The following is a 15274-nucleotide window of genomic DNA, read 5'->3' as shown; positions in this document are numbered from 1 at the left end:
AAATTTGAGTTTAAAAAATCATGAAAAGCGTTATTATTGCAAGCACCTCTACTTTACACGGAGGCAAATACTTAGAATATATTTTACCTACTTTAAAAACACATTTTAAAAACTGTAAAACCATCTTATTCATTCCATATGCGCGTCCTGGCGGAATTTCCCATGATGAGTATACCCAAAAAGCTGCGGAGGCTTTTGCAAGCATCAACATTGATGTTAAAGGAATTCATGAATTTGAAAATCCGCAAGATGCTGTAAAAAATGCGGAAGGAATTTTTACAGGCGGAGGCAACACGTTTTTACTAGTTACCCAGCTTTATAAAAATAATATTATGCAGTTACTTTCTGAAACTGTAAAAAATGGAACTCCGTATTTAGGATCAAGCGCAGGAAGCAATATTTGCGGTTTGTCAATGCAGACTACCAATGACATGCCTATTATTTATCCTCCAAGTTTTCAGACTTTAGGATTAATTCCATTTAACTTAAATCCACATTATTTAGATGCCGATTTGCAATCTAAACACATGGGAGAAACTCGCGAAACAAGAATCAAAGAATTTCATGCATTCAATTCGATTCCGGTTTTAGGTTTAAGAGAAGGAAGCTGGCTTGAAGTAAAAGGCGAAAAAATTACTTTGAAAGGCCCTTTATCTGCGAGATTGTTTAAACAAAATCAAGAAGCTCAAGAATCAGAACCAGAAAGCGACTTAAGCGATTTAAAGTAAAATCCAATTTTAAAATTCCAAATTCCAAAATTAAGTCAACATAATAAATACAGAATTGGAATTTGGACTCGAGCGATAGCGAACAGGCGAAGCAATTTTAAAAATATTGGAATTTACGTTTAGTCTAAAAACAAAAAAGCCTCAAACAATGTTTGAGGCTTTTGAAGAGCGAAAGACGAGGCTCGAACTCGCGACAACCAGCTTGGAAGGCTGGAGCTCTACCAACTGAGCTACTTTCGCATTAACCGGGTGCAAATTTAAAAATTTTAATTTTAAAAACAAATAAAAATCAAAAATTTTATTTTCACAAAAACAAAACTAAAAAGTTTGTTTTCTAGAGCGAAAGACGAGGCTCGAACTCGCGACAACCAGCTTGGAAGGCTGGAGCTCTACCAACTGAGCTACTTTCGCATTGGTTGTGCAAATATAGAAAGAAAGTTCAGTTAAAAACAAGCTTTTCGGCAAAAAAAATCAATAAAAAACAACATTTTTTTATAACTTATTTAAAATTAAAAAGTTATAAATGCAATATTTTTTCAAAAAATCATGATTACAATTAGAGAAATTACATCAAAAGAAACTTATGCTGTTCGCCAACCCGTTTTAAGAAAAGGAAAACCTATCGAAAGTTGCGTGTTTGAAGGCGATGATTTGAAGTCTACTCATCATTTTGGTTTATTTGAGGATGAAGATTTAATAGGAATTATTTCATTATTTGATAAAATCAACACTATATTTGCCGCACAAAATCAAGCGCAAATTCGCGGAATGGCTGTTCTAGACACCCATCAAAAAAAGGGATTTGGAGAAGCTTTGGTAAGACATTGTGAAACCTATTGCAATGAAAATCAAGTGGATCTGATTTGGTTCAACGCAAGAACAGCCGCCGTAGGCTTTTATCAAAAAATGAACTACCAAACAGTAGGCGAATCGTTTGATATTAAAGATGTTGGCGAACATTATTTGATGTTTAAAAAATTATAATATGAAAAAAATCTACTTTTTAGTAGTAATATGTATTCTTGTGGGCTGCAAAAAAGAGCGCCCCGAAATCACACCCATTGTCAAAAAAAAGGTGCCAGCAATTATACTTACTGATGAGAGAAAAGTTGAAATAGATACTGCAACGATAAACGTTTTTAAAAGCGAAACGCTGAAACAATTTTACATTGCATCTGAAAATCAGACGGTATGGGGAAATCTTAAAAAGAGGGCTTTTGTTTTATCGCAATTAGAAAAATCTGAAGAACTAGGGTTAAATCCAGAAGATTACAAAATATCTCAGCTGAAAAAATTTGAAAGCAAAGTGGCTTCGCTTAGCGATAAAGATTTGGCTGCTTATGACATTTTACTAACTTATAATTTTGAGAAATATCTAAATCATATTTATAAAGGAAAACTAGACCCTAAAAAATTATATACCAATTGGGATTTGGACGCGAAGGAATTTGATGTAAATTCTGTTTTAATTAAAGGATTCAATAAAAACAAATTGGACAGCATTGTTGAAAACATTCAGCCTAAAACACAAATTTACAAAGAGCTGTTAAAAGCACTTCAAATCATAAACACTTTTCCAGATGACCATGTAAAAACGATTGAAGCTGCTGATAAAATCGTTTTAAACGATACTAATCCTGCCTTAATAAACATCAAAAAAAGGCTTTTGTATTGGAACGATATGTCAGGAAAGGACAGTCTAACAACAATTTACAATCAAAAAACTTTTGAAGCCGTTAAAAGATTTCAAGAAAGACATGGATTAGCTTCTGACGGCGTTATCGGAGCAGGAACTATTCGTGCTTTAAACTATTCTAAAGAAAGTAGAAAAAAACAGATAATTGCCAATTTGGAGCGTTGGAGATGGTATCCGTCAGAATTGGCTGAAAATTATTTTATTATAAATATTCCCGATTACAGCTTAAACGTTGTTGAAAATCAGGACACCACTTTGGTTCGGAATGTTGTAGTAGGAACTAGCAAAAGAAGAACACCTATTATTACATCTTTCTTAAAAACAGTTGTTTTTAATCCGACTTGGACTGTTCCTCCAACGATCTTAAAAGAAGATGTGGTTCCAGCAATGAAAAGGAACCGAAATTATCTGGCCAATAAAAACATTACGATTTATGATACTTCTGGAAAGGTAGTTTCCCCAATGGCATGGAATGAAAACAAACCTAATAATTATCGATATGTACAAAGTCCCGGCTCTAATAATTCGTTGGGATTAATGAAAATTTTGTTCCCAAACCATCACAGTGTTTATCTGCATGATACCAATCACCGTGGTGTTTTTGGACGCAATAATCGTTCTATGAGTTCTGGATGTGTGCGTGTTGAAAATCCATTAGAGCTTGCTCAGCATATTTTGGATGTTGACGGAAACTGGCCTCAAGATAGAATAGATACAATTATAGCAAGCAAGACAACGATGAGTTTTAAGATTACCAAAAAATATGCTTTATATCAATGGTATTGGACCGCTTGGAGCAAAAAAAATCAGCTCATTTTCAGAGCTGATATTTATGATTTAGATTCGGATTTATATGATCAATTAAGAAATTAACCTCTCCTCCATCGAAAAACTTCTAGATGGATGATAGATATATAAACACGATTTGTCTTTTATTAATTGAATAATTTCATTTGTCAATTCAACTGGAACCGCAGGACAGCCTTGACTTCTGCCTAATCTTTTATGATCTCTGATGAAAGATTCAGATACATAGTCTGCACCGTGCATTACAACGCCTCTTTCACGAGCATTGTCGTTTACGCCATTTTCTAGGCCATCTAAACGAAGTGAAGCACCATGTTTTCCTTGATAAATTTCGCCAGTTGCATAAAATCCTAAACTGCTTTTAAATGAAGAATTAAGATTTGAAAATGCTGAAGCAAATTCTTCACCAGTGTTTCTTCCGTGAGCGACAAGAGAATTAAATAAAATAGTATTGCTAGTTAAATCAATCACCCACAAACGTTTGGAGTTTGATGACAAACTAAAATCAATCAGTGTTAAGATATTTTTCTTAATCACTCCTTTTTCTTTCAACAAATAAAATCCTTTTAAAGCTTCCGAGAAAGTTTTAAGCTCAGGCATTTTAAAGTTGTTTGAATTTAATGAATTATAAACGCTCTCGATTTTAGAATCTACTGTAACTTTTTCGACTTTAGCAATCGCTTTTACAGTGGCATTTTTTTTAAGGTCGGGTGTGCTTTTTGAATCTTTTCCAAAAGACAATAGCAAAAACACAAATAGCGGATAAATTTTGTAAATCATTGAATTTCTTTAGGTTAAACAAAAAATTTGGGTATCGCAAAAATATAAAAAAATCACGCCTTGCAAAATATAAGCCTGATTTTCAAGCCTTTTTTACTTAAACTTTAACATTATTAACATAAAAATGCTTTTTCTGTAAGATTTTGCCTTACAGAAAAAATCATAACATTTTGGCCTATTTCTTAAAAAAAATGAAACAAAAATGGAAATCTTGAAACAAAAACTGTAACAAGTAGAACAAAACAGAGTCTATTTCTACTATAAAAAATACATTTGCATTTTATTTCGCATCAAAAAACCAATGAAAAAAATTCTATTCTTCTGTTTTCTAATATGCTCTGTATGGAGTTATGGCCAGAAAAAATCAATTCAGGCACAAGTAACTTCGCACACTATTTCTATTGATGGAAAACTAGATGAACCTGCTTGGGAAAATGTACCAGTTGCTACAGACTTTATAATGCTGGAGCCAGACAATGGAAAAGCTATTCCACATGAAAAACGTACAGAAGTAAAAGTCCTATATAATAATGACGCCATTTATATTGCCGCAATGATGTACGATGATGAGCCTTCTAAAATTTTAAAGGAAATCTCTCAGCGTGATAATTTTGGAACGGCAGATCTATTTGGTGTTTTTATAAACGGCTTCAATGACGGACAACAGGATTTTATGTTTTACGTTTCTGCAGCCGATGTTCAAGGCGATTGCATCATGACCGATGCAAATGGTGAAGATTATTCTTGGGATGCGGTTTGGATCAGTAAAGCCGCTATGGCAGAAAATGGATGGGTGGTTGAGATGAAGATTCCGTACTCGGCGTTGCGTTTTTCAGGAGAAAACAAACAAATCTGGGGAATTAACTTCTTTAGAGAAATTAAACGTGACCGTTATAAATATACTTGGAATTTTGTCGACAGAAAGATTGGCACTTTTACACAACAGGCTGGAACTTTGGAAGGAATTGAAAACATCAAACCTCCTACTCGATTGTTCTTTATGCCTTATGCCTCGTATTATTTAAATGCTGCCGAGGGACAAAAAACATACGGAACAATTAAAGGCGGAATGGATATCAAATACGGTATAACAGATGCTTTTACAGTTGATGCTATTTTAATTCCAGATTTTGGACAGACAAAATATGATGATCAGATTTTAAATCTTGGACCTTTTGAGCAGCAGTTTAACGAAAACAGGGCATTCTTTACAGAAGGAACAGATTTATTCAGTAAAGGAAATATTTTCTATTCTAGAAGAATTGGTGGCACTCCATCGATTGATCCCACATTAAATGAAAATGAAGAAATTACCGAATTGCCCGCTGCAGTAAATTTAGTTAACGCTTTAAAATTATCAGGAAGAACAAAAAACGGACTCGGAATTGGGGTTTTAAATGCTGTTACAGAAAAAACTTTTGCCACCATAAAAAATACCGAAAATGGCGAAACAAGACAAGTAATTGTAGAGCCGCTTACCAATTATAATGTATTGGTTTTGGATCAGCGTTTTAGAAAAAACTCATCGGTTACTTTTATTAACACCAATGTAACTCGAAATGGTCATACCAGAGATGCAAATGTTACTGGTCTGGCTTGGGATTTAAATACAAAAGCCAATACTTATAGTTTATTTGGAAACGTAAAATACAGCCACATTAATGATCTTCAAGATAAAAATGGCTTTTATTCTACGGTAAGTTTAGCCGAAACCAGCGGAAATTACAGATATAGCATAGGTTCTGATTTTGTTACAAAAGATTATGACCCGAATGATTTGGGGATTAATTTCTATACCAATTATTACAACTTTTACGGAAATGCCAATTATAGAATTCTAAATCCAACTAAACGTTTTAATACATTTAGAATCAACTATAATATGTATACCGAATTCAACAAAGAATCTGGAAAACTGCAAGACAATAGTGTAAATGCGAACTTAAATTTAACCACGGTAAAAAACAATTACTACGGAACGGGAATCACTTTTTATCCTATAGAAATTAATGATTATTACGAACCCCGTGCCGACAACAGATATGTAATAATTCCGCGAAAAATAGAAACTTGGGGAAGCATTTCAACCAATTACAACCATAAATTTGCGATTGACCTAAATGGGACATTGAATGTGTTTGATGAGTCTGAACGCATTACTTATGGCTTTGATATTGGCCCGAGATATCGTTTCAGCGATAAACTTTTACTAACTTATTTCTTTAGTTATTTAAGAAAAAATAACAACAAAGGGTACATCGATCAGATTGATGCTGACGAGAATGACGCCACTCCAAATGATATCATTTTTGCCAACCGAAACGTCATTACGTACTCTAACACTTTAGGAGGAAAATATGCCATTAACAGCGCGATGACTATAAATCTAGCCGTTCGCCAATATTGGTCTTATGCAGACAATAAAGATATTCTGACTTTAGAATCAAACGGAAATCTAAGTCCGTATCCACAATACACTGACAACAAAAATTCAAGTTTCTATTCTTGGAATGCCGATTTATCTTATTCTTGGTGGTTTGCACCTGGAAGTCAGCTTTCGGCCCTGTACCGAAATAATGCAGCTAATTTTGAACGAGTTATTGATAAAGATTACAGACACAATGTGGCAGGATTATTAAATAATGATGCACTAAAACATATCTTTTCTATAAGTGTCAAATACTTTATTGACTACAATGCCGTCAAAAATAAAGTCAGAAAAAGAGCTTAGCGTGAATTAATTTTAAAAAATAAAGGCTTCTTTAATTAAATCAATATTTTTTTTTATAGTTCATTTTATTAAATATAAATGTAACATTCCTCAGGTTTCAAACTTTAGAAATGCCTTATATTTGTAGAAAACAAAAATGTAATGAACAAGAAAGTTATCCTTATGATTTTAGATGGTTGGGGAAAATCTCCTGACCCTAAAGTATCTGCAATAGACAATGCAAATGTTCCTTTTATAAACAGTCTATACAAAAATTACCCAAGCGCTCAACTTAGAACTGACGGATTAAATGTTGGTCTTCCAGAAGGACAAATGGGAAATAGCGAAGTGGGACACATGAATCTTGGTGCTGGAAGAATTGTATACCAAGATTTAGCCAAAATAAATTTAGCTGTAGAACACAAAACTTTAGCAAAAGAGCAAGTTTTAATTGATGCTTTTACTTACGCTAAAGACAACAATAAAAAAGTACACTTTTTAGGATTAGTTTCAGATGGTGGTGTTCACTCACATACTTCACACCTTCGCGGATTAATCGATGCTTCTCAAGAATATGGTTTAGATCAAGTTTACATTCACGCTTTTACAGACGGACGTGACGTTGACCCTAAATCGGGAGGAAAATATATTCATGATTTACAAGATTATATTAAAGATACTCCAGTTAAAATTGCTTCTATTATTGGGCGTTATTATGCAATGGACCGTGACAAACGTTGGGAACGTGTAAAATTAGCTTACGATTTAGTGGTAAATGGCGTTGGAACTCCATCAACGAACGCTGTTGCAAGTGTTTTAGACAGCTACGCAAAAGACGTAACAGATGAGTTTATCGAACCAGTTGTTATTGTTGATGAAAATGCAAAACCTCTTGCTACAATTGTTGAAGGCGATGTTGTGATCTTCTTTAACTTTAGAACAGATAGAGGACGTGAACTTACTGAAGCGCTTTCTCAGCAAGATTTCCACGAGCAAAACATGCACAAACTAAACCTATATTATGTAACATTGACCAACTACGACGAAACGTACCAAAACGTAAAAGTAGTTTACAATAAAGATAATATCACTGAAACGCTTGGTGAGGTTTTAGAAAAAGCAGGCAAAAAACAAATCAGAATTGCGGAGACTGAGAAATACCCTCACGTAACATTCTTCTTCTCTGGTGGTAGAGAAATTCCTTTTGAAGGTGAATCAAGAATCTTAAGAAACTCTCCAAAAGTAGCAACTTACGATTTGAAACCAGAAATGAGCGCTTACGAATTGGCTGATGCTCTTGTTCCAGAATTGAACAAAGGCGAAGTTGATTTCGTTTGTTTAAATTTCGCAAATGGCGATATGGTTGGGCACACTGGAATTATGGAAGCTGCAATTAAAGCTTGTGAAGCTGTTGACGCTTGCGCGAAAAAAGTTATCGATGCTGCTCTTGCAAATGATTACACAACAATCGTAATTGCCGATCACGGAAACTGCGAAACCATGATTAATCCTGATGGTTCTCCAAATACTGCTCACACAACAAACCCAGTGCCGATTATTTTAGTTGACAAACAATTAAAAAGCATTCAAGACGGTGTGTTAGGCGATATCGCTCCAACAATTTTAGAATTAATGGGAGTGCAGCAGCCAAATGCAATGACTTGTCATTCGCTTTTGTAGAAAATTTAAAACCACATAAGTGATATAAGTTCATTTAAACGGAATTTAAAAAATCTCGCAAAGACGCTAAGTCGCAAAGAATATTAAACTTTGCGTCTCTGCGACTTAGCGAGAACTATTTTATACATACTCTTATTGTCATCCTGAGCGAAGTTGAAGGCTTATGAAACGTAAATGGGCTTCGACTTCGCTCAGCCTGACAACCTAATATTTGGAAATGTTTTTTATCAAACAATAAAATAATGATAAATCTGCTCCACTCCATAAATAATAAGCCCAATAACTCCACCAACTAAAGTTCCGTTGATTCGAATGTATTGAAGATCTTTTCCTATTTCCAATTCTAATTTTTCTGAAACTTCTTTTCCGTCCCAGCTTTTTACGGTTGAAGAAATCAAATCTCCAATTACTTTTTTGTTATTTAAAAGGACCGATAACAAATCATTTTTTATAAAACTGTTGATTTTATCAATCATAACAGGATCTTCCTTAATTCCGTTTCCGAAAGTTTGAACTAAATTTGAAATGCTATTTTTTATGGAAGAATCATCGCCTTTATTCAAATCGTTTGTAATGGACAATTTTATTTCATCCCAAATTCCGTTGATGTAATCCTGAACCTCTTTTTTTCCCACAAAACCCAAAATCATATCATTGATTTTAATTCTCATTTCCTCGGAGTTTTTTACTTTCTCCAAAAAATTAAAAATATATTCGTCAATTTTTAAACGAACGGCACTTTCAGGCTTTTTAGCTTCATTTAAAAAATCCTGCAAACCATTAAAAACACCTTCTGTGATGCTTTTATCTGCCAATCCGAAACTTAAAAGCGGAGTCGAAGCTTTTACTTTTTGCCTGATTAAATCTTTATTATTGGTCAACTCGGCACTCATAACTTCGAGAAGGTTCGTCAGCATTTGATTTTTTAATTCTCCTTTTTGCAAAGGTTCCAAAGCAACAGCAACCCAATTTCCGAAATTAATTCCTTCTATTTTTTCTTTAAATTGAACCTGAATAAATCTTTTGACATCTTCGTCTTTTATTGTTCGTAAAATTCCCGGAATAATATTTACGGCAACAACATTTGCTATTTTATTGGCATTTTCTTCGTTTGAAATCCAATCTGATGCTTTAACAGCAAAATTAAATTCGTCCAATTTAACCTCCATTTTTTCGCGATTCAGAAATTCTTCAGAAACAAAATTTCCAAGGTTTTCTCCTATTTCATTTTTCTTGGTTGGAATAATCGCTGTGTGCCAAATCGGGATTCCCATCGGATGACGAAAAAGTGCCACAACCGCAAACCAATCGGCAATTCCGCCAACCATTGCCGCCTCGCTAAAAGCCTGAAGTATTGGAATTTTAAAATAAATGGCAATTATAAAAAGAAGCACCGCAAAACCCAAAAGCGACAAAGCTGTTGCTTTCATTTTCTTTAATGCTTTTACTTTAGCTATATCTTGATCAGTTGAAATTTCCATAATTATAAACATTTGCACTACTAATTTATGGCTTTTTTCTGAAAGCCTCACGAGTTATTAGCCACGAATTCACGAATTATATCAAAACTTCACCTTTAAATTCTTTATTAATGAAGTTTGTGAAATTCGATTTCTAAGATTTTTATTTGAGATAATTTGTGGATTCGTGGCGAAAAAAAATTACATAAAAAATGAGATAAAAATTGTACTTTTGCGAACTGAAAAATGGAAAAAATATGATTATCCAAAAAACTAGAGAGGAAATCGAATTGATGCGCGAAAGTGCTTTAATCGTATCAAAAACATTAGGAATGATTGCTTCTGAAATTAAAGAAGGAGTAACTACACTATATCTTGACAAATTAGCCGAAGAATTTATTCGTGATCACGGTGCAGTTCCAAGTTTCCTTGGATTGTACGATTTCCCGAATTCGCTTTGCATGAGTCCAAACGCTCAAGTTGTTCACGGTATTCCTAATAATACACCTCTTAAAAATGGTGATGTTATTTCGGTTGACTGTGGCGCTTTTAAAAATGGTTTCCACGGAGACCACGCTTACAGTTTCGAAATTGGAGAAGTTGCACCAGAAGTTAAAAAACTTTTACGCGTAACTAAAGAATCTCTTTACGTTGGAATTAGAGAATTTAAAGCCGGAAATCGCGTAGAAGATGTTGGAAATGCGATTCAAAAATATACTGAAGCTCACGGATACGGAGTAGTTCGTGAATTGGTTGGACATGGTGTTGGGCAAAAAATGCACGAAGAACCAGAAATGCCAAACTACGGAAAACGCGGACGCGGAAAGCTTTTTGTTGAAGGAATGGTTGTAGCAATCGAACCTATGATCAACATGGGAACTAGAAACATAAAACAACTTAAAGACGGCTGGACAATCTTAACTGCTGACGGAAAACCTAGTGCGCACTTTGAGCACGACGTAGCTTTAATTGATGGAAAACCTGAATTATTATCAACTTTCAAATACATCTACAAAGCTCTTGGAATTGAAAGCAATGAAGAAGATGAATTCAGACAAGTTCCTTTAGTACTGTAAGGTATTCCACAGAGATTCACAGAGATATACGCCAAGATTCACAAAAAATTATTTATACGCCTTTAAAATGTATTCTCAAAATTTAGTCTCACAGGATGAACTGGATGCTATTTCTTATAAAATTATTGGTTTAGCAATTGAAGTTCACAGACAGCTTGGTCCAGGTTTATTAGAATCTGCTTATCAAGAATGTTTGTATTATGAAATTATGAATTCAGGTTTAATTGTTGAAAAACAAAAAGCTTTACCTATAATTTATAAAGACATAAAATTAGATCACGGATATAGAATAGATTTGCTGATTGAAAATAAAATTGTCATCGAATTAAAAACTGTTGAGGCTTTTACAGATGTCCATTTTGCTCAAATATTAACCTACCTAAAATTAGGAAATTATCCATTAGGATTGCTTATTAATTTTGATTCAAAAATATTAAAAAACAATATAAAGAGATTTATAAACACTTTGTGAAGCTCTGTGCAAACTTTGTGTAACTCTGCGAAATAACCCCATGAAAAAACTTTTCAAATTAGTTTTAAATACAATCCCGCGTCCTTTATTAATTCGTTTGAGTTATGTGGCGCGTCCCATTTTAGCTTTCTCTTTAAAAGGAGATAAATTTACAGATCCAATTGACGGAAAAAGCTTTAAGTCGTTTTTGCCTTACGGATACGGAAAACAGCGTAATAATGTGCTTTCGCCAAGTACACTTTCTTTAGAAAGACACCGTTTGCTTTGGCTTTATTTAAACGATCAGACTGATTTTTTTACAGCACCAAAAAAAGTGTTGCATTTTGCTCCAGAACAAGCTTTTTACAAAAGATTTCGTAAGCAGAAAAACTTAGATTATACCACAACTGACTTACTTTCGCCATTGGCAGATGTAAAAGCAGATATCTGTAATTTACCTTTTAAGGATAATGAATACGACGTTATTTTATGCAATCACGTTTTAGAGCACATTCCAGATGACACAAAAGCAATGCAGGAATTATACCGTGTTTTAAAACCAGGCGGAATGGCAATTTTGCAGATTCCTCAGGATTTATCTCGCGAAGTTACTTTTGCTGATGATTCGATTACAGACCAGAAAGAACGCGCAAAAATCTTCGGACAATACGATCACGTTCGTGTTTATGGGCGCGATTATTTTGACAAATTAAGAAGCATTGGCTTTATTGTTATCGAAGAAGATTATACCAATAAAATTGCACCAGAATTGGTTGAGAAATACTGTTTGGCAAAAGGCGAAATTATTCCGCTTTGCTTTAAACAGGAAAACTAATTTTTCACCATATAAGTTCATTTAATAAAGAGTTTTCAAAATATTTAGATTTGAAAACTCTTTATTTTTTTGCCCAAATCCCAAATACAAGCCTAACAAAATCCCTAAATCTTGGAACCTACAAAATCATTTCAGTTCTGTTTTGACATCAGTTTGGAAAAAAATCTGAATGTCTATATTCCAACCGCGTACATTGTTGAGAATACTAGCGAAATTAAATATTTAGACAAAAAAGCAAGTCCAGATGTACTTGAAAGTTTCGGAATCATTTTTGACAATTTAGATTCCAATTCAAAAAGAATATTAACCGCTTGCGACTCTCTTAAACCTGAATTTATTTTTAAAAAGTTTGGTGCCAAAATTAAATCAGCCAAAACAATTGCTGATTTACAGAAAGATTCAAAAATTGAATTTGCCATTCGCCAACATTTAAAATTCAATTTAAGTTCGTTTTACGATTTAATTGTAAAAGAACAATTTCCTTTATCTTTAAACCTCGGACCTGAAAAAGATTTCTACCGTTCTAGAATTAGCATTGAGCCTCTTGAATTTGAACCTCAGATTCAATTTGACAAACATGCCGAAGGAATTACTTACACGCTATCTTTAAAAGAAAATGAAACTATTTTTCCTCCAATGGATACCAAAGTTGACATTCTTTTAGACGAACCAGGATGGCTGATTATCAATAAAAAATTAGGACAGTTAAAAGAGCTTAATTCCAAAAAATTAATGCCTTTTTTAAAGAAAAAATCTATTGAAATTCCATCCAAATTAGTTGATGATTATTTCAAGAGTTTTATTCCGCAGATTGCAAAGAAAATAGATATTGAAGCAACTGGTTTTGAGATCGAGCTTCGTGATAAAATCATTTCGTGCACAATCCAGCCTATTCATGATTTCTTCAAAAACTGTTATTATCTCAATCTTTATTTTGATTATAACGGCTATTCATTTGACGGAAGTAAAGCTAAAAAATCACATTCTTTTGTAGATTTCAGCGTTGCCAATGAACCTAAAATAATTCAGTTTAAAAGAAATCTTGACGAAAATTTATATATCGATAAATTAAGTGAAATTGGTTTAACCAAAATCAAAAACGAATTATTTGGATTAAATTCAGAAACCGAAAACACAGACCCTTACGTTAATATCCAACTGATTATTAACAATAAAGAAGAGCTAAAACGTTTAGGTTTTACGATTGAAAATCTAAAACTGGAAAGCAAAGAAATCATTACAGAAAATCATACCATTTCTGCTTCAAAAGAAACAACTGGAGATTGGTTTGATATTAAAATAATTATTACCGTTGGAAATTATAAAATTAATTTCAGCGAAATTATTCCGAATATAAAAAGCAAAGAAAGACTTTTTGCATTGCCTGACGGAAACTACTTTTTAATTCCGCTAGAATGGTTTAGCAAATATGGTTCTTTGGCAAAATTGGCCAAAACAGAAAATGGCGTTTTACTTTTACGAAAAAGCAATTTTACTGCTCTGGACGGAATTTCAGAAATTGACAACGATCTAGATCAAATTCATCAAGCTGAATTTACAGCTTCAGACTTAATAAAAGCAACTTTAAGACCGTATCAGATTGATGGAGTAAAATGGCTTTTAGGACATTTTAACTCCAATATGGGCGCGTGTTTGGCCGATGATATGGGACTTGGAAAGACGCTGCAAACTTTATCTGTTTTAGTCTCTGTACAAGAACAATTAGGTTTTACAACCAAAACAACCAATTTCGATTTGTTTGCCAACGAAACCACTATCGAAAGAGAACCGCTTAAAGCTTTGATCGTCCTGCCTTCTTCGCTGGTTTTTAACTGGTTTAATGAAGCTGGAAAGTTCACGCCTCACTTTTCGAAAATGCAATATGTGGGGAATGACCGAAAATCTTTAGCAAGCAGAATCAATTCAACCGATTTGATTTTTACAAGTTACAGCATCATTCACCGAGATATTTCTATTTTAGAAAAATACGATTTCCGTTATTTGATTTTGGACGAAAGCCAGTACATCAAAAACAAAAATTCTAAGATTTTTAAAGCGATCAATAAAATAAGCACAGGACATAAAATTGCTTTGAGCGGAACGCCGATCGAAAATTCGCTTGACGATTTATGGTCACAAATGCAGTTTATCAATCCAGAGATTTTAGGAAGCTATGCTTTCTTTATGGAAAATTTCAAAAATCCGATTGAGAAAAAGCAGAATGAAGAAGTTTTGGCAGAATTAAAAAACCTGATTCAGCCTTATATTTTGCGACGAACTAAAGAACAGGTTTTAAAAGATTTACCAGAATTAACAGAGCAGATTTATTACTGCGACATGGATCCTGAACAGGAAAAATTATACGAAAAAGAAAAATCTAAAGCTCGTAATTTCCTTCTTAAAACCGACGGATCTCCTGACAAAATTAGCATTATCAATACTTTGATGAAATTACGCCAGTTGAGTAATCACCCAAAAATGGTTGATGCAGATTCTGAAATTGATTCTGGAAAATATATTGCGGTTACCAATTATCTGGAAAGTTTAGTAAAAGGAAAACAGAAAGCGATTATTTTCAGTTCGTTTGTTACCAATTTAAGTTTTTATACCGACTGGTGTAAAGAAAACAAAATTGATTTTTGCGAAATTACAGGTGAAACGCCTGCCGATAAAAGAGAACAGCAAGTAAAATTATTTCAGGAAAAAGAAAACCCGTTGTTATTCTTTATTTCGCTAAAAGCTGGTGGAGTTGGTTTGAATATTACAAAAGCTTCTTATGTATTATTCTTGGATCCTTGGTGGAATCCTTTCGCAGAAAAACAAGGTGTTGGACGTGCACATAGAATTGGACAAATAAATAAAGTAAACGTGATTCGTTTTATTTCTAAAAACACCGTTGAGGAAAAAATCATCAAACTGCAGGAAAACAAAAAACTATTGTCTGATTCCCTTTTAGAAGAAAGTTATATTAATGATGAAATTGAAGGCAACTTAGAATATATTTTGGGTTCGTAATCGTTAAATCCAATAGAATGGCATCTTTTTCGTTAT

At 33.6% G+C, this 15274-nt stretch carries 11 protein-coding genes and 2 tRNA genes; 9 read left to right on the top strand and 4 right to left on the bottom strand.

Going from position 1 to position 15274, the window contains the following annotated elements:
- Positions 1 to 20: 20 nt before the first annotated feature.
- Entirely contained in the window at positions 21 to 728 is a 708-nt protein-coding gene (gene pepE, locus ACFO3N_RS06785; protein ID WP_379796280.1) for a dipeptidase PepE, read from the top strand.
- 167 nt (positions 729 to 895) lie between these two features.
- Here pepE and ACFO3N_RS06780 read toward each other — a convergent pair.
- Together ACFO3N_RS06780 and ACFO3N_RS06775 are read right to left on the bottom strand one after the other, a co-directional pair.
- Positions 896 to 968: transfer RNA gene (locus ACFO3N_RS06780), tRNA-Gly, on the bottom strand.
- Between the two features lie 98 nt (positions 969 to 1066).
- A tRNA-Gly gene (locus tag ACFO3N_RS06775) sits at positions 1067 to 1139 on the bottom strand.
- 135 nt (positions 1140 to 1274) lie between these two features.
- On the opposite strand from ACFO3N_RS06775, the gene ACFO3N_RS06770 reads away from it, so the two are divergent.
- Together ACFO3N_RS06770 and ACFO3N_RS06765 are read left to right on the top strand one after the other, a co-directional pair.
- Positions 1275 to 1712, top strand: coding sequence for a GNAT family N-acetyltransferase (locus tag ACFO3N_RS06770; protein WP_379796278.1), 438 nt, complete (start codon positions 1275 to 1277; stop codon positions 1710 to 1712).
- A 1-nt stretch (position 1713) separates the two neighbouring features.
- Entirely contained in the window at positions 1714 to 3297 is a 1584-nt protein-coding gene (locus ACFO3N_RS06765) for a L,D-transpeptidase family protein (RefSeq protein ID WP_379796276.1), read from the top strand.
- Here the strand turns inward: ACFO3N_RS06765 and ACFO3N_RS06760 are convergent.
- Positions 3286 to 4011 (bottom strand): murein L,D-transpeptidase catalytic domain family protein, encoded by a 726-nt coding sequence (locus ACFO3N_RS06760; protein ID WP_320492789.1) that lies wholly within the window; start codon positions 4009 to 4011, stop codon positions 3286 to 3288. The two genes, ACFO3N_RS06765 and ACFO3N_RS06760, sit on opposite strands and share 12 nt — an antisense overlap.
- A 301-nt stretch (positions 4012 to 4312) precedes the next feature.
- Here ACFO3N_RS06760 and ACFO3N_RS06755 point away from each other — a divergent pair, with 301 nt between their 5' ends.
- On the top strand, positions 4313 to 6742 hold the full coding sequence (locus ACFO3N_RS06755) for a DUF5916 domain-containing protein (RefSeq protein ID WP_379796274.1): 2430 nt from the start codon (positions 4313 to 4315) through the stop codon (positions 6740 to 6742).
- A 141-nt stretch (positions 6743 to 6883) separates the two neighbouring features.
- Positions 6884 to 8401 carry a 2,3-bisphosphoglycerate-independent phosphoglycerate mutase gene (gene gpmI / locus ACFO3N_RS06750; protein ID WP_379796272.1) on the top strand — a complete coding sequence of 506 codons (1518 nt, stop codon included), beginning with the start codon at positions 6884 to 6886 and terminating at the stop codon, positions 8399 to 8401.
- 227 nt (positions 8402 to 8628) lie between these two features.
- Here the strand turns inward: gpmI and ACFO3N_RS06745 are convergent, their stop codons facing one another.
- Complete coding sequence (locus ACFO3N_RS06745) at positions 8629 to 9882, bottom strand: DUF445 domain-containing protein (RefSeq protein WP_379796270.1); 1254 nt, start codon at positions 9880 to 9882, stop codon at positions 8629 to 8631.
- Positions 9883 to 10118: 236 nt separating this feature from the next.
- On the opposite strand from ACFO3N_RS06745, the gene map reads away from it, so the two are divergent.
- The 4 genes from map to ACFO3N_RS06725 all read left to right on the top strand — a co-directional run bounded on the left by map (position 10119) and on the right by ACFO3N_RS06725 (position 15238).
- Positions 10119 to 10937 carry a type I methionyl aminopeptidase gene (gene map / locus ACFO3N_RS06740; RefSeq protein WP_095928550.1) on the top strand — a complete coding sequence of 273 codons (819 nt, stop codon included), beginning with the start codon at positions 10119 to 10121 and terminating at the stop codon, positions 10935 to 10937.
- Positions 10938 to 11004: 67 nt separating this feature from the next.
- Entirely contained in the window at positions 11005 to 11409 is a 405-nt protein-coding gene (locus tag ACFO3N_RS06735; protein ID WP_250834040.1) for a GxxExxY protein, read from the top strand.
- Positions 11410 to 11449: 40 nt separating this feature from the next.
- Positions 11450 to 12223, top strand: a complete 774-nt coding sequence (locus ACFO3N_RS06730; RefSeq protein ID WP_008467221.1) for a class I SAM-dependent methyltransferase — start codon at positions 11450 to 11452, stop codon at positions 12221 to 12223.
- 111 nt (positions 12224 to 12334) lie between these two features.
- A complete protein-coding gene (locus ACFO3N_RS06725; RefSeq protein ID WP_379796267.1) occupies positions 12335 to 15238 on the top strand; it encodes a DEAD/DEAH box helicase in 2904 nt (967 codons plus the stop codon).
- Positions 15239 to 15274: the final 36 nt, after the last annotated feature.

The organism is Flavobacterium chungangensis, from assembly GCF_042654045.1.
In the GTDB taxonomy this organism is placed as follows: Bacteria; Bacteroidota; Bacteroidia; order Flavobacteriales; family Flavobacteriaceae; genus Flavobacterium; species Flavobacterium chungangensis.
This window is presented reverse-complemented; position numbering and strand designations above follow the sequence as displayed.